15 protein-coding genes are annotated in these 16877 nt (G+C 59.3%); 7 read left to right on the top strand and 8 right to left on the bottom strand.

Annotated features, from left to right (window positions below; translation table 11 throughout):
- Positions 1-13 precede the first annotated feature (13 nt).
- Positions 14-1222 carry a zinc metallochaperone GTPase ZigA gene (zigA, locus tag AC3WK5_RS10980; RefSeq protein ID WP_103314823.1) on the top strand — a complete coding sequence of 403 codons (1209 nt, stop codon included), beginning with the start codon at positions 14-16 and terminating at the stop codon, positions 1220-1222.
- The gene (locus AC3WK5_RS10975; protein WP_103314822.1) at positions 1222-1863 is read left to right on the top strand and encodes a DUF1826 domain-containing protein; all 642 of its coding nucleotides are present in this window, start codon (positions 1222-1224) and stop codon (positions 1861-1863) included. Before zigA ends, AC3WK5_RS10975 begins: the two co-directional genes overlap by 1 nt.
- A gap of 1 nt (position 1864) precedes the next feature.
- On the opposite strand, the gene AC3WK5_RS10970 is transcribed toward AC3WK5_RS10975, so the two are convergent.
- The gene (locus AC3WK5_RS10970; RefSeq protein WP_103314821.1) at positions 1865-2221 is read right to left on the bottom strand and encodes an NADH:ubiquinone oxidoreductase; all 357 of its coding nucleotides are present in this window, start codon (positions 2219-2221) and stop codon (positions 1865-1867) included.
- 27 nt (positions 2222-2248) lie between these two features.
- Here AC3WK5_RS10970 and AC3WK5_RS10965 point away from each other — a divergent pair, with 27 nt between their 5' ends.
- Complete coding sequence (locus tag AC3WK5_RS10965; RefSeq protein ID WP_103314820.1) at positions 2249-3220, top strand: CobW family GTP-binding protein; 972 nt, start codon at positions 2249-2251, stop codon at positions 3218-3220.
- Between the two features lie 13 nt (positions 3221-3233).
- Here AC3WK5_RS10965 and AC3WK5_RS10960 read toward each other — a convergent pair whose 3' ends face one another.
- Positions 3234-3632: a DUF3301 domain-containing protein gene (locus AC3WK5_RS10960; protein ID WP_103314819.1), complete on the bottom strand. Its 399-nt coding sequence runs from the start codon at positions 3630-3632 to the stop codon at positions 3234-3236.
- 115 nt (positions 3633-3747) lie between these two features.
- On the opposite strand from AC3WK5_RS10960, the gene pdxY reads away from it, so the two are divergent.
- Positions 3748-4620 (top strand): pyridoxal kinase PdxY, encoded by an 873-nt coding sequence (pdxY, locus tag AC3WK5_RS10955; RefSeq protein ID WP_103314818.1) that lies wholly within the window; start codon positions 3748-3750, stop codon positions 4618-4620.
- Positions 4621-4685: 65 nt separating this feature from the next.
- Here the strand turns inward: pdxY and AC3WK5_RS10950 are convergent, their stop codons facing one another.
- Positions 4686-5168: an acyl-CoA thioesterase gene (locus tag AC3WK5_RS10950; RefSeq protein ID WP_019694342.1), complete on the bottom strand. Its 483-nt coding sequence runs from the start codon at positions 5166-5168 to the stop codon at positions 4686-4688.
- Positions 5169-5427: 259 nt separating this feature from the next.
- Here AC3WK5_RS10950 and AC3WK5_RS10945 point away from each other — a divergent pair, with 259 nt between their 5' ends.
- Positions 5428-7191 carry a cation:proton antiporter gene (locus AC3WK5_RS10945; protein WP_103314817.1) on the top strand — a complete coding sequence of 588 codons (1764 nt, stop codon included), beginning with the start codon at positions 5428-5430 and terminating at the stop codon, positions 7189-7191.
- A gap of 160 nt (positions 7192-7351) precedes the next feature.
- On the opposite strand, the gene AC3WK5_RS10940 is transcribed toward AC3WK5_RS10945, so the two are convergent.
- The 4 genes from AC3WK5_RS10940 to uvrD all read right to left on the bottom strand — a co-directional run bounded on the left by AC3WK5_RS10940 (position 7352) and on the right by uvrD (position 11847).
- Positions 7352-7759 (bottom strand): SMI1/KNR4 family protein, encoded by a 408-nt coding sequence (locus AC3WK5_RS10940; protein ID WP_019694340.1) that lies wholly within the window; start codon positions 7757-7759, stop codon positions 7352-7354.
- 271 nt (positions 7760-8030) lie between these two features.
- A complete protein-coding gene (locus AC3WK5_RS10935; RefSeq protein WP_103314816.1) occupies positions 8031-8903 on the bottom strand; it encodes a Tim44 domain-containing protein in 873 nt (290 codons plus the stop codon).
- A gap of 178 nt (positions 8904-9081) precedes the next feature.
- A complete protein-coding gene (locus AC3WK5_RS10930) occupies positions 9082-9522 on the bottom strand; it encodes an EamA family transporter (protein ID WP_071552707.1) in 441 nt (146 codons plus the stop codon).
- A gap of 141 nt (positions 9523-9663) precedes the next feature.
- Entirely contained in the window at positions 9664-11847 is a 2184-nt protein-coding gene (uvrD, locus tag AC3WK5_RS10925; protein ID WP_054594789.1) for a DNA helicase II, read from the bottom strand.
- A gap of 261 nt (positions 11848-12108) precedes the next feature.
- Here uvrD and AC3WK5_RS10920 point away from each other — a divergent pair, with 261 nt between their 5' ends.
- A complete protein-coding gene (locus tag AC3WK5_RS10920) occupies positions 12109-14976 on the top strand; it encodes a putative bifunctional diguanylate cyclase/phosphodiesterase (protein WP_103314815.1) in 2868 nt (955 codons plus the stop codon).
- 84 nt (positions 14977-15060) lie between these two features.
- On the opposite strand, the gene AC3WK5_RS10915 is transcribed toward AC3WK5_RS10920, so the two are convergent.
- Positions 15061-15375 (bottom strand): hypothetical protein, encoded by a 315-nt coding sequence (locus AC3WK5_RS10915; RefSeq protein ID WP_103314814.1) that lies wholly within the window; start codon positions 15373-15375, stop codon positions 15061-15063.
- 425 nt (positions 15376-15800) lie between these two features.
- Here AC3WK5_RS10915 and hexR point away from each other — a divergent pair, with 425 nt between their 5' ends.
- Positions 15801-16667: a transcriptional regulator HexR gene (hexR, locus tag AC3WK5_RS10910; RefSeq protein ID WP_007954250.1), complete on the top strand. Its 867-nt coding sequence runs from the start codon at positions 15801-15803 to the stop codon at positions 16665-16667.
- The last annotated feature ends 210 nt before the right edge of the window (positions 16668-16877 follow it).

Below are 16877 nucleotides of genomic sequence, written 5' to 3'. Positions count from 1 at the left end.
TGAGGAACACCTGATGCCCAATCGTCTCCCCGTTACCGTGCTGTCCGGCTTTCTCGGCGCCGGCAAAAGCACGCTGCTCAACTACGTACTGCGCAACCGCGAGAATCTTCGGGTCGCGGTGATCGTCAATGACATGAGCGAAATCAACATCGACGGCAGCGAAGTCCAGCGCGATGTCACCTTGAACCGCGCCGAAGAAAAACTCGTCGAAATGAGCAACGGCTGTATCTGCTGCACCTTGCGCGAAGACCTGCTGGAAGAGGTCAGCAAGCTGGCCAGGGACGGTCGCTTTGATTACCTGCTGATCGAGTCCACCGGTATTTCCGAACCTCTTCCCGTGGCGGAAACATTCACCTTTCGCGACGAAGAAGGCCAAAGCCTGGCCGACATCGCGCGGCTCGACACCATGGTCACGGTGGTCGACGGGATGAACTTTCTGCTTGATTACCAGGCCGCCGAAAGCCTCGCATCACGGGGTGAAACCCTTGGCGAGGAAGATGAGCGTTCGATCACGGATTTACTGATCGAGCAGATCGAATTCGCCGACGTGCTGCTGATCAGCAAGATCGATCTGATCAGCAGTTCAGAGCGCGAAGAGTTGATCGCGATCCTCAAACGGCTCAACGCCCAGGCGCACATTATCCCGATGGTCATGGGTGAAGTACCGTTGAAACAGATCCTCAACACCGGCCGCTTCGACTTTGAAAAAGCCTCTCAGGCACCGGGCTGGCTGCAGGAATTGCGCGGTGAGCATGTGCCGGAAACCACTGAGTACGGCATCGCTTCCATGGCTTATCGGGCGCGTCGACCGTTTCATCCGCAGCGCTTTTTCAGCTTCATCGATCAGCCGTGGGTGAACGGAAAACTGCTGCGCTCCAAGGGCTTTTTCTGGTTGGCCAGCAAGCATCAGGACGCCGGTAGCTGGTCGCAGGCCGGTGGCTTGATGCGTCACGGATTTGCCGGTCGCTGGTGGCGCTTCGTACCGAAAGCGCAGTGGCCACAGGATCAGGAAAGTACCGCCGCGATCATGGAAAACTGGACCCCAGCCACCGGTGATTGCCGTCAGGAACTGGTGTTCATCGGCCAGAATATCGACTTTGCCCAACTCACCGCGCACCTCGATAACTGCCTGCTCAACGATGACGAAATGTCCCTCGGTGTCGAAGGCTGGCGCCTGATGGCAGACCCGTTTGGTCCATGGCTCGAAGAGGAGGCGGCCTGATGTTGGCGCCGAGTCTGAAAGCGCGCCCGGTGGTTCGTCAGGTACAGGGGCAAACCCCAGACGTCTTCACGCAGATACTTCAAGACGGCACCAACCTGGCGCTCTGGCAGCGTCGTTTGCCGGCACATATCGCTGACTTCGGCGCATTGCTGTTATCGCTGAACGAGCCGCTGGCCGAGTCGTTGGTGGTGGAATTGGCGACTGACGACGCTGAACCCAATCTGCGTGGCCTGGCCGAAAGCTACAGTGACCTGGAGGGCCACGAAGGGTTTATCGCCGATGTTTCATGGTTGGTCAGCGCGTTTGCCTGCTTGCTGGGCGCGACGCGTATCGGCTTGCGTTTGCGGGTGCTGGATAACGCCATGTGCCCGCGTTTTCATGTCGATCATGTGCCGGTGCGGCTGATTACCACCTACGCCGGCATCGGCAGTCAGTGGCTCAGAGAGGGCGCCATGGATCGTAAGAATCTGGCCAGAGCGGAGGCCGAGCCGCAGGGCTGTGAGCAAATGCTCTGTGGTGAAGTGGCGTTGCTCAAGGGCGAGAAGTGGCACGGCAACGAGGGTTTCGGGCTGATTCATCGTTCGCCGCAACCCGCGCCGGGTGAGCGTCGGCTGATCCTGACTCTCGACTGGCTCGGTTGATTCAAGGCGTGAGCCAAGCGCCCTGGCTTTGGCTTTCGCAATACGGCTTGAGGTACGCGGCGTCTGTGGCTACGCCGTAATAGTGAATATCCTGTCGGTAAGGCATATTGGCAACTTGAGCGTTGCTGCACACACCGAAGGCACCGCTGGGGCATTGGTCGAGGAATGCGACGTCGATCTTCTGCCCCGCGAGGTTTGGTTGACAGAAACCGTCATGGAACATTTTTTCCGGGATATTGCGGTTCTGCTGACAGACTTTGACGTCGAGCCGCTCCGCCTGGCTGTGAACCACGCAGGCCTGGGCCAACGCCTCGCCCGAAGCGAAGGCCAGCAGTAACGACAAGCTAATCAGTCGCATCCTTTTCCTCCCAAGAAACCGTCGAACATGTTGCAGAACATTCCTACTCACGTCATCGCCGGACCGTTAGGCGCCGGCAAGACCAGTCTGATCAAGCATCTGCTGACACAGCGGCCGGCGAGCGAACGCTGGGCGGTGCTTATCAATGAGTTTGGTCAGATCGGTCTCGACGCCGCGCTGCTGACCACGGGCGCCGATGGTATCGCACTGGGAGAAGTGGCTGGCGGCTGTTTGTGTTGCGTGAATGGTGCGCCGTTTCAGATTGGCCTCGGGCGGTTGCTGCGCAAATCACGGCCGGACCGCTTGTTTATCGAACCCTCGGGGCTGGGACATCCGGCGCAATTGCTCAAGCAATTAAGTGAAGCGCCGTGGCAGGGCGTACTGGCGATTCAACCGAGCGTTCTGGTGCTCGACGCTCAAGCTCTGGCTGCCGGAAAACCACTGCCAGAGGCGCAGCAGCAAGCGCTAGCGAGCGCGGGTCTGTTGCTGTTGAACAAGGCCGAGCACCTGAACGATGAAGATCGCCAGCGCATCACCGCGCAGTTACCGGAATGCCCGCTGTATTGGACGCAGCAGGGCGCTCTGGCATTGGCTGACTTGCCGGGCGTGCACAGTCGAGCGGTCAAGGGTGTGGATAACTTCAACGTGCCTAAAGGTCTGGCGCAGATGCCGGCAGTCTGGCCTGATCCGACACAGCCGATTAGCCTGAGCCAGCAGCAGGAAGGTGGCTGGAGCATTGGTTGGCGTTGGCACCCGAGTCAGTCGTTCGAACTTTCCCGGATCCAGGCTTGCCTGGCGGTGTTGGACTGGCGCCGGGCCAAGCTGGTTATCCACAGCGCCGAGGGTTGGGTGTCGGCCAATTCGCTGGATAACGCCGCGCTGCGCTGGCAACCCAGTGAATGGCGTCAGGACTCGCGCATCGAGCTGATTTTCGATAAGCCGCAGGATGCCGAATCACTGCAGGGGAAGCTTGCGAGTTGCCGGGTGAACCTGACTTAACGCGGTTCAGGGCTCAGTGACGCAACTTGTTGTGGTCCTGGCGCCATTGACTCAGCTCGATCACCTCGGCGCTGGGCAGCACAGGTTTTTCCTCGAGCGGGACCGGGTAGGGTGCCAATTCGATTTGCGCGCTATGGGCACCGAATTGGGTAATGGTGCCCATGTGACGCGTTTCGCCGGTCACGGTGAACTCAAAGTTATACACGCGGGCCAGACGTCGCCGCCCGTTGGCGTCCTTCACGAAGCCGATTTTTTTCAACGCCACATTGCCGTCGAGCAATTCGATGTCGAGTTTGGCGCAATGCCGCTTGACCCGTTCCAGGGCCCGCTCGCGCAAGCCATGGTTGTGCCACAGCCAGGCGGCACCGGTCGCCAGCAGCATCAGCACGAAGATATTTCCAAGGGTCAGCATGAACAGTGCTCCAACGAATTAGTATCAGCTTAACTGTGTCTCTGGTCTGTCGTACAGGCTCCGTTTAGTCGCATACTGCGCGGCTCGAATTTCAATCGGTTTACGGATATCCCGCATGAAACGTACTCCTCATCTGCTCGCCATCCAGTCCCACGTGGTTTTCGGTCACGCCGGCAACAGCGCCGCGGTTTTCCCGATGCAGCGGGTCGGGGTGAACGTCTGGCCGCTGAATACCGTGCAGTTTTCCAACCACACTCAATACGGCCAGTGGGCCGGTGAAGTGCTGGCGCCGCAGCAGATTCCTGATCTGGTGGAAGGGATTGCGGCGATTGGCGAGCTGGGCAACTGCGACGCCGTGCTGTCCGGTTATCTGGGCAGTGCCGCTCAAGGACGGGCGATCCTTAGCGGCGTTGCGCGAATCAAGGCGATCAACCCCAGCGCCTTGTACCTGTGCGACCCGGTGATGGGGCATGCGGAGAAAGGTTGCATCGTACCGGCTGAAGTCAGCGACTTCCTGCTGGATGAAGCGGCGGCGGTGGCGGACTTCATGTGCCCGAATCAGTTGGAGCTGGACAGTTTCTCCGGTCGCAAGCCGCAGTCATTGTTCGATTGCCTGGCGATGGCTCGCGCGCTGCTGGCGCGTGGCCCGAAGGCGGTGCTGGTCAAGCATCTGGACTATCCCGGCAAGTTGCCGGAGAGCTTCGAGATGTTGCTGGTGACGGCCGAAGGCAGTTGGCATCTGCGTCGTCCATTGCTGGCGTTTCCACGTCAGCCGGTAGGCGTGGGCGACCTGACGTCGGGCCTGTTCCTGGCGCGGGTGTTGTTGGGTGACAGCCTGGTCGCGGCCTTTGAGTTTGCGGCGTCCGCAGTGCATGAAGTGCTGCTGGAAACCCAGGCCAGCGCGAGCTACGAGCTGGAACTGGTGCGGGCCCAGGACCGCATTGCCCATCCTCGGGTGAAGTTCGAGGCGACGGCGATCAGTTTGTAACGGCGTCACGGCGGAAAAGATCGCAGCCTGCGGTAGTTTCTACAGAGGCTGCGATCGGCGCGGTGTCAGGCGTCAGCCTTGATTTCGCGATAACGCTGATCCAGTTCCTGACGAATCTGCCGACGCTGTTTGGCTTGGGCGTATCGGCGTTTATCTTCGCTGTTCTGCGGTTGCAACGGCGGGACAGCCGCCGGCTTACGCTGATCGTCGACCGCAACCATGGTGAAGAAGCAGCTATTGGTGTGACGCACCGAGCGCTCGCGGATGTTCTCGGTCACCACCTTGATGCCGACCTCCATCGAGGTATTGCCGGTGTAGTTGACCGAAGCCAGAAAGGTCACTAGCTCACCGACATGGATCGGCTCGCGAAAGATCACCTGATCCACCGACAGGGTTACCACGTAGCGCCCGGCATAACGGCTGGCGCAGGCGTAGGCGACTTCGTCGAGGTATTTGAGCAGGGTGCCGCCGTGGACATTGCCAGAGAAGTTGGCCATGTCGGGGGTCATCAATACCGTCATCGACAGCTGGGCGTTTCCGGGTTCCATAGCACACTACTCACGGTTCAAGGCTGGGATTGCGGGAGCACCTCTGTGGGTGCCTGGCTGGTTTTTCAAAACCACCGTTAACGGGACGCCACGCCAATGAAGGCCGTCACGCCCGAATCGATCTGTTTCTATATATTGCACCGCCTTTGCGCCCGAAGTCGCGGTGTTACCCTTCAAAAGCCCACCTCAAGGGCCCTTTCATCCGATCTGGTAATCGCCCAACGACGTCAGCACACCCACGCGCCAAGGAGCCCTCGCCATGCATGCCATCAGTTTTATTCAGGACCTGGCAGTGATCATGCTGGTTGCGGGTGTGGTGACCATTGTTTTTCATCGGCTCAAACAGCCGGTTGTCCTGGGCTATATCGTGGCCGGTTTCATCATCGGCCCGCACACCCCGCCATTCGGGTTGATCCACGACGAGCAAACCATCAAGACCCTCGCCGAACTCGGGGTGATTTTCCTGATGTTCTGCCTGGGCCTGGAGTTCAGCCTGCGCAAGCTGTTCAAGGTCGGTGCCACGGCGTTTATCGCGGCGTTCCTGGAAATCGTGCTGATGATCTGGATCGGCTACGAAATCGGCCGCTGGTTTGACTGGAGCACCATGGACTCGCTGTTTCTTGGCGCGATCCTGGCGATTTCCTCGACCACCATCATCGTCAAGGCCCTCAACGACCTGAAGATGAAGAACCAGCGCTTTGCCCAGCTGATCTTTGGTGTGCTGATCGTCGAAGACATCCTCGGCATCGGCATTATTGCCTTGCTCTCGAGTATCGCCGTCAGCGGCACCGTGAGCTCCGGCGAGGTGTTTTCCACGGTCGGCAAACTCTCTTTGTTCATGATCGTCGCGCTGGTGATCGGCATCCTGCTGGTGCCGCGCTTGCTGGCTTATGTGGCGAAGTTCGACAGCCATGAAATGCTGCTGATCACCGTGCTTGGCCTGTGTTTTGGCTTTTGCCTGCTGGTGGTCAAGCTTGAATACAGCATGGTGCTCGGGGCGTTTCTGATTGGCGCGATCATGGCCGAGTCTCGGCAACTGGTGAAAATTGAACGCCTGATCGAGCCTGTTCGCGACATGTTTAGCGCCATCTTTTTCGTTGCGATCGGTCTGATGATCGATCCGCAGATTCTTCTTCAGTACGCCTGGCCGATTGCGGTGATTACCGTCGCGGTGGTGCTCGGCAAGATGCTCTCTTGCGGCCTTGGGGCGTTTATCGCCGGCAATGACGGACGCACCTCGCTGCGAGTCGGCATGGGCCTGTCGCAGATTGGCGAGTTCTCTTTCATCATCGCGGCGCTGGGCATGACCTTGCAGGTCACCAGCGATTTCCTTTATCCGGTGGCGGTCGCTGTTTCGGCCATCACCACCTTACTGACGCCGTACCTGATCCGTGCCGCCGATCCGCTTTCGTTGAAGTTGGCTGCAGTTATCCCGCAACGTTTGGGCCGCGTGTTGGGGATGTATGGGGAGTGGCTGCGCAGCATTCAACCGCAGGGCGAGGGTGCGCAGCTGGCGTCGATGATTCGGCGGATTTTGTTGCAGGTCGGGGTCAATCTGGCGCTGGTGATGGCAATCTTCTTCTCGGGCAGTTTTTTTGCCGAGCGGATTTCCAGCTATCTGCATGCCTGGATCAATGATCCGAGCTGGCAGAAGGCGTTGATCTGGGGCGGGGCGTTGTTGCTGTCGCTGCCATTCCTGATTGCCGCCTATCGCAAGCTGAAGGCGCTCTCGATGTTGCTGGCGGAAATGGGCGTGAAACCGGAGATGGCGGGCCGCCACACGCAGCGAGTGCGTCGGGTGATCGCCGAAGTGATCCCGATACTCTCGCTGCTGGTGATTTTCCTGCTGCTGGCAGCCTTGTCGGCCAGTATCTTGCCGACCAACAAGTTGCTGGTGCTGATTGCCGTCGTGACCGCCGCGGTGGCGGCCTTGCTCTGGCGCTGGTTCATCCGCGTGCACACGCGGATGCAGGTCGCCCTGCTGGAAACCCTGGACAACCACAAGGACTCGTCCGGGCATTGAGGACTGGTTAATGAGCCGTAGCAGCTGGCGTAGCCTGCGTTCGGTTGCGTAGCGACCGTAAACCCTACCGCCCGGTTAACCTGAAACACCTCTTTGCCTGATTTTACGACTGCTACGCAGCCGGACGCAGGCTACGCCAGCTGCTACAGACCAAGGCAGATCAGCTTTCCAGCCAGACGTCCCGCGCCCAGTGCCACACCGATTCCCAGGTTTCTTCGGCCAACAGCTCTTCTTCGGCCAACCACAGCACCACGGTGCCGTCTTCTTCGACCAGGTAGTAGTTGTCACCGTCCTGGCAGATCGGAATCATGCTGCGATCAACACCGGCATCCCAGGCGTTGGCGGCAACGTCCGGCAGGTAGGTGTGCGATTGCGGGTCGGTGACAGTCACCGGCTCCAGGCTGCCGTACACGACGTCGCTGACGGTCAGCAGGAATTCTCTGAAGACGAACGGGATATCGATGAACAGTTGTTCTTCGATTTCCACCAGCAGGTCTTCGTCAGGCAGCTCCAAGGGCACCGGTACCGGTTCGTTGGCTTCTCGCAGTTGTTCGATGATTTCTTCCACGTCCGGGATCCTCTTGCTCAATGGCGCGGTTTAGTTGGGGCGGTTTATACAGTAGCTCGCTATAGATGCAACTGCGAAATAGAAAACCCCGGACAAGTCCGGGGTTTTCATTACAGCATGCTCGGTTCTGTCTGGAACACGCCTGCGCGTCGATCATCCGGCGTTAAAAACAGGCTCGGAATGCTCATTGACTAACGTCAACTCCGCTTCCTCACCTGTTTTTGCCTTGTCTGATCTTAGCTCGGCATCTTCCAAACAGAACCGTGCGGTATTAGCCGTTCTGACGAATACCAGCCACCAGCCAAGGCTGGTTTTCGCCTTGCGGACGTTCCATGTTCCAGCTTTCGCTGAACACTTCGCCCTGGTCGAAGCGCGAGGTTTTCGACACGCCCGTAAAGGTCAGGGTGGCGATGGTCTTGTCGGCGCGATCATCCACGCCGTCCAGTTGAACGTGGAGGTTGTCGATATAGGTGGACTGGAAGCCGTCACCCAGATCGGCGCGTTCGCGTTTGAGGAACTCCAGCATTTGCGGGGTCACGAACTCGGCGATCTTGTCCATTTCATTGGCGTCCCAGTGCTGTTGCAGGGACTGGAAGTGGTTGCGTGCGGCTTCAACGAAGCGCTCTTCGTTGAACCAGGCCGGAGCGTTGATCACCGGACGAGCGGCAGCAGGGGCAGCCGAACCGCCGAAGATCGAACCCATGGCCGGCTTCTGTTCATACACTTCACGCTGCATTGGCGCGCCCGCAGGGGCCATATGCTCTTGTTGCTTGCGGCGACGAGCGGCGATGAAGCGGAAGATCACGAACCCGATGACTGCCATGATCAGGATGTCGAAAATCTGCATGCCATGGAAGCCGCCGCCCATGAACATGGAGGCCAGCAGGCCGCCGGCAGCGATACCGGCCAGAGGGCCGAGCCAGCGCGAAGCACCGCCAGCTTTGGCGGCAGCGCCTGCGGCACCCGCAGCACCGGCGGTCGCGGCGGCAGAACCCATGCCAGGCGAGGACGGCGCCATTTGGCTGGTCTGGTGGGTAGGCGCAGCGCCTACGCTTTTGCCGCCACCGAAGCGCTTGGCGTTGGCGTCGAGGCTCATCGTCAGGCCGATGCACAGCGCCAGGGCGATGCTAAGAAAACGTTTCATAAAGGGAATTCCCATTTGTGGATGGCACGCGCGCCATGTTGCACAGGTGAAGTGACACTGGCTAGCGGCAGAGTGTTTCGGGCTTTTGCCTGACAGGCTGCGTTCAGCTCCGTCGATACAAGGAGGCGCTTGTACATTTGTCTGTCGGACAAGTGGATAGATAGAGCAGGAGCGTTGTTTAACGTCGCAACGCCAACATCACCACACCCGCCGTGATCAGACCGATTCCGCCCCATTGACGCAGGTCGAGCCGCTCACCCAACAACACTACGCCCAACACGGCGACCAGCACCACACTGAGTTTGTCGACGGGTGCTACCAGCGAGGCTGGCCCGAGTTTCAGCGCACGGAAGTAGCAAATCCACGAGGCACCGGTTGCCAGGCCGGACAGCAGCAGGAACAGGTAGCTCTTGGCGGATATCGATCCCAGTGACTGATATTGGCCCGTTGCGTACAAAATCAAGGCCAGGCTGACCAGTACCACGATCGTGCGCAGCAGCGTAGCGAAGTCTGAGTTGACGTTTTCGATGCCGACCTTGGCGAAAATCGCCGTCAGCGCAGCGAAAGCCGCCGACAGCAGGGCCCAGAATGTCCAGGAAGAAAAGAAGCCCGAGCCCATGTGTGTTCCTCACCGTTTATCGTTCCTACGCTCTGCGTGGGAATGCCGCCATGGACGCTCTGCGTCCGCTTTGGAAGTGACGCAGAGCGTCACAGGATGCGTTCCCACGCGGGAGCGTGGGAACGATCAAGCAGACAGCCGTTAGATGGCTTCGAGCTTGGCGTAGCCGAGCATCAGCCACTTGCTGCCTTCGCTGAAGTTCACTTGCACCCGGGCCTGCGCACCGGCGCCTTCAAAGTTGAGGATCACCCCTTCGCCGAAGACCGCGTGTTGCACTTGCTGACCGAGGCTGAACGCGGTTTCCGGGATTTCCGTGCCAGCGAACATGCTGCTCGAACTTTGCTTCTGGCCGCCACCGAATGGACGGCTGACGCTGTTGGACAGCCGCACTTCCTGAATCAGGCCTTTAGGCACTTCGCGTACGAAGCGTGAAACCTTGTTGTAGGTTTCGCTGCCGTACAGGCGTCGGGTTTCGGCGTAGGTCATCACCAGGTTTTGCATGGCCCGGGTAATGCCGACGTAGGCCAGGCGGCGTTCCTCTTCAAGGCGGCCGGGCTCTTCCAGGCTCATCTTGTGCGGGAACAGGCCTTCTTCCATGCCCACCAGGAACACGTAAGGGAATTCCAGGCCTTTGGCGCTGTGCAAGGTCATCAACTGAATGCTGTCTTCGTGCTCGTCGGCCTGGGTGTCGCCGGCCTCCAGCGAAGCGTGGCCGAGGAACGCGGCCAGCGGCGTCAGGTCTTCGTCTTCTTCGGCGCTTTCAAAGTTGCGCGCCGCGCTGACCAGTTCCTCAAGGTTTTCTACCCGCGCCTGACCTTTCTCGCCTTTTTCCGCTTGGTGATAGGCGATCAGGCCGGACTGCTCGATGACGGTCTGAGTCATCAGGTGCAGCGGCATTTCGGCGGTGGTGGTCGCCAGGTGCTCGATCAACTCGATGAACGCACCCAGGGCGCCGGCTGCACGACCGGTGAGGCCTTTATTGGCCACCAGCTGACGCATGGCTTCCCACATCGACACATCGCTGTGACGAGCGTGATCACGGATCGCTTCGACGGTTTTTTCGCCAATGCCACGGGCCGGAACGTTGATCACCCGTTCCAGCGCCGCATCGTTGCCGCGACCTTCGAGCAACCGCAGGTATGCCATGGCGTTCTTGATTTCAGCCCGCTCGAAGAAGCGCTGGCCGCCATAGATGCGGTACGGAATGCGTTCGCGCAGTAGCGCTTCTTCCAAAACCCGCGATTGGGCGTTGGAGCGGTACAAAATCGCGATATCGCTACGTGCCATGCCGGTTTTCAGCGCGCTTTCGATGGTTTCCACCACGTAGCGTGCTTCGTCATGTTCGTTGAACGCGGCGTACAGGTTGATCGCTTCGCCTTCGCCGCCGTCGGTCCACAGCTCTTTGCCCAGGCGCCCGGTGTTGTTGGCGATCAAGGCGTTGGCAGCCTTGAGGATCCCGGCGGTGGAGCGGTAGTTCTGTTCCAGTCGAATGACTTCCGCGTCCGGGAAGTCGGCCGAATACTGGTGAATGTTCTCGATTTTCGCGCCGCGCCAGCCGTAGATCGACTGATCGTCGTCGCCAACCACCATCAGGCTGTCGCCGCCCTTGGCCAGCAGACGTAACCAGGCGTACTGCACGGCGTTGGTGTCCTGGAATTCGTCCACCAGCACATGGCGGAAACGCTTCTGATAATGCGCCAGCAGGCCCGGATGATCGCGCCACAGGTCGAGGGCGCGCAGCAGCAGCTCGGAGAAGTCGATGACGCCCGCACGCAAGCACGCGGCCTCGTAGGCTTCATAGATGCTGCGCATGGTGGCCAGGAACAGATCGCCACTGGCTTGAATATGTTGCGGGCGCAGACCTTCGTCTTTCTGCCCGTTGATGAACCACTGGGCCTGACGCGCCGGCCAGCGTTGCTCGTCGAGTCCCAGCTCGCGGATCACCCGCTTGACCAGCCTCTGTTGGTCATCGCTGTCGAGGATCTGGAAGGTCTGGCTCAGGCCGGCTTCCTGCCAGTGCGCCCGCAGCAAGCGGTGCGCCAGGCCGTGGAAGGTGCCGACCCACATGCCGGCCGGGTTGATACCCATCAGCTGCTCGATGCGATGACGCATCTCGGCGGCGGCCTTGTTGGTGAACGTCACCGACAGGATCGAGTGTGGCGAGGCGTTTTCGACCTGGATCAACCAGGCGATACGGTGCACCAGCACACGGGTTTTACCGGAACCAGCACCGGCCAGGACCAACTGACGACCCACGGAGGCAGCTACGGCCTGACGTTGGGCATCGTTGAGAGAGTTCAGCAGAAGGGAGAGATCATCGCGCATCAGGGCATTCTAGGGCGCCACGCCACACCGGGCAAACCGAGCTTTGCATTAACCGATGAAAGAAGCATAGGGGACGACCGGTCAGTCATTCGTCGCAAGCCCTGATGGGCCGCGCTTCTGTGGTTTTGAACGCTGGCAACGGGCCATTTGTTTTGTCGGTTTTATGATTTGGAGCAGTTTGGTCCGGGCCATTGCTTGTGTATGCTCCGTCGACATTTCGGGCTCATCACGCTCACCCTTATAAGAACAAGAATATTGCCTATGACCCTCAGCCCCAGCCTGTCGGGCCCTTCTGTGGAACCGCGGGTTATCCGCAAACAGTACGCCATGGAGATCGCGGTCGAGCGCACGCGTCTGCTGTATCAGGGCTCGTTGCTGCCCACGCTGTTCATGTTGATCAATGGTCTGGTCTGCGCCGGGTTGCTCTGGAGCCCGCAGCGCTACTTCCTGGTGAGCATCTGGCTGATCTGGTTACTGTCGCTGGTGGCGCTGCGGGTGATTCAAGTCGCAGCCTTCGACTCGGCGATGCCCAGTCGTCAGGCGCAGCCAGTCTGGCGTCGAATGTTTCTGCTGGGTTCGGCCATGACCGGCCTGACGCTGGCCGGTGCCGGTATTGCCCTGGTGCCCACCGACAGCTTCCTGCAACAAGCCTGGGTATTCGGCCTGATCGGCGCGGCAACCCTCTCGGCCAGTGTCGCCTATGCGGTGAGCCTGCCGGCCTTCCTGTCGTTCACCTTGCCGTGTCTGTTACCGGCGATCGGTTATTTGTTCTGGGGCGGCGATGAACAGCAGCAAGGCTGGGGTTGGCTCGGGCTGATTCTGTTGGGCTCTCTGAGTGTGGTCGCGTGGCAGGTCAACCGGCTGATCCAGCACGGCTTGATGCGGCGTTTCCAGAATCAGGCACTGATCGAGCACTTGCAGCAGGCGCAAAGTCGCAGCGAGCAGCTCAATCAGGAGTTGGCGCGGGAAATCGAACAGCGCCGCCACGCCGAAGAAGAGTTGCGTGAAGCTCAGGTCGGCCTCGAAAGCCGTGTCGCCCAGCGTAGCCGCGAACTGGACGCCGCCAACAAGGCCCTGAGCAAGAGCGAAGCGCGGCTGGCGCTGGCGTTGAAGGCCAGTGAGCTGGGTCTCTGGGACTGGAACCTGCAAACCGATGAGGTGCATCACACCCAACTCAAGGAGTTGTTCGGCATTGAGCCGGAATTCGTCACGGCGATGCTCAGTCATTTGAAACCGCGCCTGCACCCTCAGGACTTGCCGCCGCTGCGGCGGGCGCTGGTCGAGCATTTGAAGGGCCGCACCGAGGATTATCAGATCGAATACCGCGTGCGCCATGGCGATGGCCACTGGGTCTGGATCGAAGACCGCGGTCGGGCGGTGGAGCGAGGTGCCAACGGACGGGTGATTCGGATGGTCGGTACCCGGCGTGACATCAGCATCAGCAAAGGGCTTGAAGAGCAGCGGCAACTGTCGGCGACAGTGTTTGAAGCGGCCAGCGAAGGTATTGTGATTTTCGATCCGGATTACGCCTTGATCGCGGTCAATCAGGCGTTCAGCCGGGTCACCGGGTATCAGATTGAAGATTTGCTGGGGCGCAATGTGGTCGAGTTGCCGTGCAGTCGTGACGCGCGGCGGCATTATTCGGTGATCCATCAGGCACTGGAACAGCAGGGCAGTTGGCAGGGCGAGTTGGTGGAGGCGCGCAAAAACGGCGAGCTCTATCCGCAATGGCTGCAACTGAATGTAGTGCGCGATTCTCGGGGAAATGTCAGTCATATCGTGGGCTTTTTCGCCGACCTGTCAGCCCGGCGCGAATCTGAAGAGCGCATGCGCTACCTGACCCACTACGACGAACTGACCGGCCTGGCCAACCGCTCATTGTTCCGCGAGCGCCTGCATGAAGCCCATCAACGGGTGCGCCAGGGCGGCCGGAGCCTGGCGTTGCTGCACATCAACCTGGACCGCTTCAAATTGCTCAACGACAGCCTCGGCCATGAAGTTGCCGATCAGATGCTGCAGAAAATCGCTCGGCGTCTGGTCAATGCGCTGCCGGAGGCGGACACCATTGCGCGCTTGTCCGGCGACGAGTTCGCGGTGCTGTTCGACGCTTATGGCAACCTGTCGAGCCTGGCGCGGGTCGCCACCCGATTGTCGACCAAGCTGCGCTTGCCGCTGACCGTTGAAGGGCATGAGCTGGTGGTCAGTGCGTCGATGGGCATCAGCATGTTGCCGGACAACGCGCGAGAAATTTCCGCGCTGGTCAGCCAGTCAAACATGGCCATGCAACATGCCAAGCATCTGGGCGGGAACAACTTCCAGTTCTACACCGACAGCCTGCAGGCCAGCACCCTTGAGCGCTTGCAGCTGGAGAACCAACTGCGCAAGGCCATCGAAGAAAAGCAGTTGAAGGTGTTTTACCAGCCGAAACTCTGCCTCGCGACTGGCCGGCTGAATGCCGCCGAAGCGTTGGTGCGCTGGGATCATCCGACCATGGGTCAGGTGCCGCCGGGGGATTTTATCGGGTTGGCAGAGGAGGTCGGGTTGATCGGCGCCATTGGCGAGTTCGTGCTACGCCAGGCCTGCTGGCAAGCGTGCGAGTGGCAGCGTCAGGGGCTGGAGCCGATTCGGGTTTCGGTCAATCTGTCGGTCCACCAGCTGCGTCAGGGCAAGTTGGTCAGCCTGGTGCGCCAGGTGCTTGAAGAAACCGGTCTGGCGCCGCACTACCTCGAGCTGGAGCTGACGGAAAGCCAATTGCTGGACAGCGTCGAACACATCATCGCGACCTTCCAGCAATTGCGTGATCTTGGTGTGAAACTGGCGATCGACGACTTTGGCACGGGGTATTCGTCGCTGAGCTACCTCAAGCGCATTCCTGTGGACTACGTGAAGATCGATCAGGCGTTTATCCGTGGGTTGGGCGAGGGCGGGGAAGATGCGGCGATCACCCGGGCAATCATTGCCATGGCGCATGGGCTTTCGCTGAAAGTGGTAGCAGAAGGCGTGGAAACTGCAGAGCAGTTGGCATTCCTTGAGGCTGAGTCCTGCGATGAGGTGCAGGGCTACCTGATCAGCCGTCCGGTGGAGGCGTTCAAGCTTGCAAGCTTGTTAAGAGGGGAGCGCCCAGAGTGAGTTTTTTTACGTACGAAAAAAGCCTGCCAGTTAATGTGATTAGCCTGGCAGGAAAAGACCCGGGAGTAATAAGTGTCTTTTATCTTAATGGGTGATCATGACGTCTTTAATATGGTGAAGAAGTTTGCCTTCGAAGAAGATACTGACGCCGGTGACATGTGAGTCGCCCAGGTTTTTATAGGTGACGGCTTTTTCTGTTTCGACCTGAGTTGTAATGTCACCAGAATCTTTAAGTTCCAGATCAAGTCTCAGGTCGAAGGACTTGTCTTGCAGTGGGCTCGGCACCAATGTCGGTATAATGCCGGGATGCGCCACGGTCACGGTTCCGTAAGTGCGGAGAAAAAGGTCACCCGGCATACGGTTGATCTGCGCTACCCAGTCACTATTTTTAATGGTCATGTTTAATATTCCATAAGTTAGAATTAAAGTGCTTCCTGCCCGGCCATTATTAGCGCGAAGTATTTTATTTGTGGAGTGGCATAGTTGTTCAAGATGTGAGCGTGTTCATGCGTTGAGAGTTAGTTGGGTGTGGATTGGCTTTGTTAGTTGGGCGAAGTGCAGGTGTCGGCAGTGAGTGCAGAGAGGGGGCGTTGTCGTTTCAAGTTGAGATAAGGGATGAAAGCGTGTCAAGGGGCTTGAAAACGACAGCGGCTGCTTGCGGATGGGGTAACGTGCGAAGGCAGCTACATCGGGTATGCATGGCCAAAACCGTGGGCAGCACAGGCATTGAGTTACGGATTGAACAGGCAAAAAGCGAATTCTTGTAGTATAACTACAAAATTGCTACATCCCCGGCGTCAGCCAATAACAATGAGTCCTGCCCTTTGAACCTGTTGCAGCACATCGCCCAGTCACGCCATCTGTTACGCAAGTCGGAGCTCAAGGTCGCCGATCATGTGCTGCTTGATCCTGCGGCTGTGATGCACAGTTCCATGGCCGATCTTGCCCACAGCGTCGGCATCAGCGAGCCGACCATCGTGCGCTTCTGTCGGGCCATCGGTTGTTCGGGTTTCCAGGACTTGAAGCTGAAACTGGCGCAAAGCCTGGCAGCAGGGGCGAGTTTCGGGCAGTTCGCGATTCACGAAGACGATTCCGTCGCCGACTACAGCCTGAAAATTTTCGACACCACCCTGCACACCCTGATGGAAGTTCGCGAGAAGCTCGATCCGTTGGAGTTACAGAGGGCTGTGACGCTCATGTCCCAGGCTCAGCGCGTCGAGTTCTATGGTTTTGGGGCGTCCGGCGCCGTTGCGGCGGATGCCCAGCATAAATTCTTCCGGTTGCTGCTGACGGCTGCGGCCTATTCCGACCCGCACATGCAGGCGATGTCGGCGGTCACGCTGAAGCCGACGGACGTGGCGATCTGCATTTCCCAGTCCGGCCGCTCCAAGGACCTGTTGATCACCGCCAACCTGGTGCGTGAAAGCGGTGCCTCGCTGATCACGTTGTGCCCGAGTCAGACGCCGTTGGCCGAGCTGTCGACCGTCAACCTGGCGATCGATGTGCACGAAGACACCGAGATCTATACACCGCTGACCTCGCGTATCGCACACCTGGTGGTGATCGACGTGCTGGCCATGGGCGTGGCCATGGCGCGCGGGCCGAGCCTGGTCAACCACCTCAAGAGCGTCAAACGCAGCCTTCGAAGCTTGCGTCTGTCACCCAAGTCGGTAAAAGCCCTCGACGATTGATCCGACGATAGTGTGACGAGGATCTTTTGTGGCGAGGGGGCTTGCCCCCGTTCGGCTGCGCAGCAGTCGCAAAAGCTTTGGGGCCGCTTCGCGACCCAACGGGGGCAAGCCCCCTCGCCACAGAAATCGAACAAATTTTCATCTGTCTGTAATCCCCGTGCCGCCAAACCGTCATCCCCCGCGCCTATCTTGAAACTCCCGTACTCGCCT

Source organism: Pseudomonas sp. FW306-02-D09B, from assembly GCF_058782685.1.
This window is presented reverse-complemented; position numbering and strand designations above follow the sequence as displayed.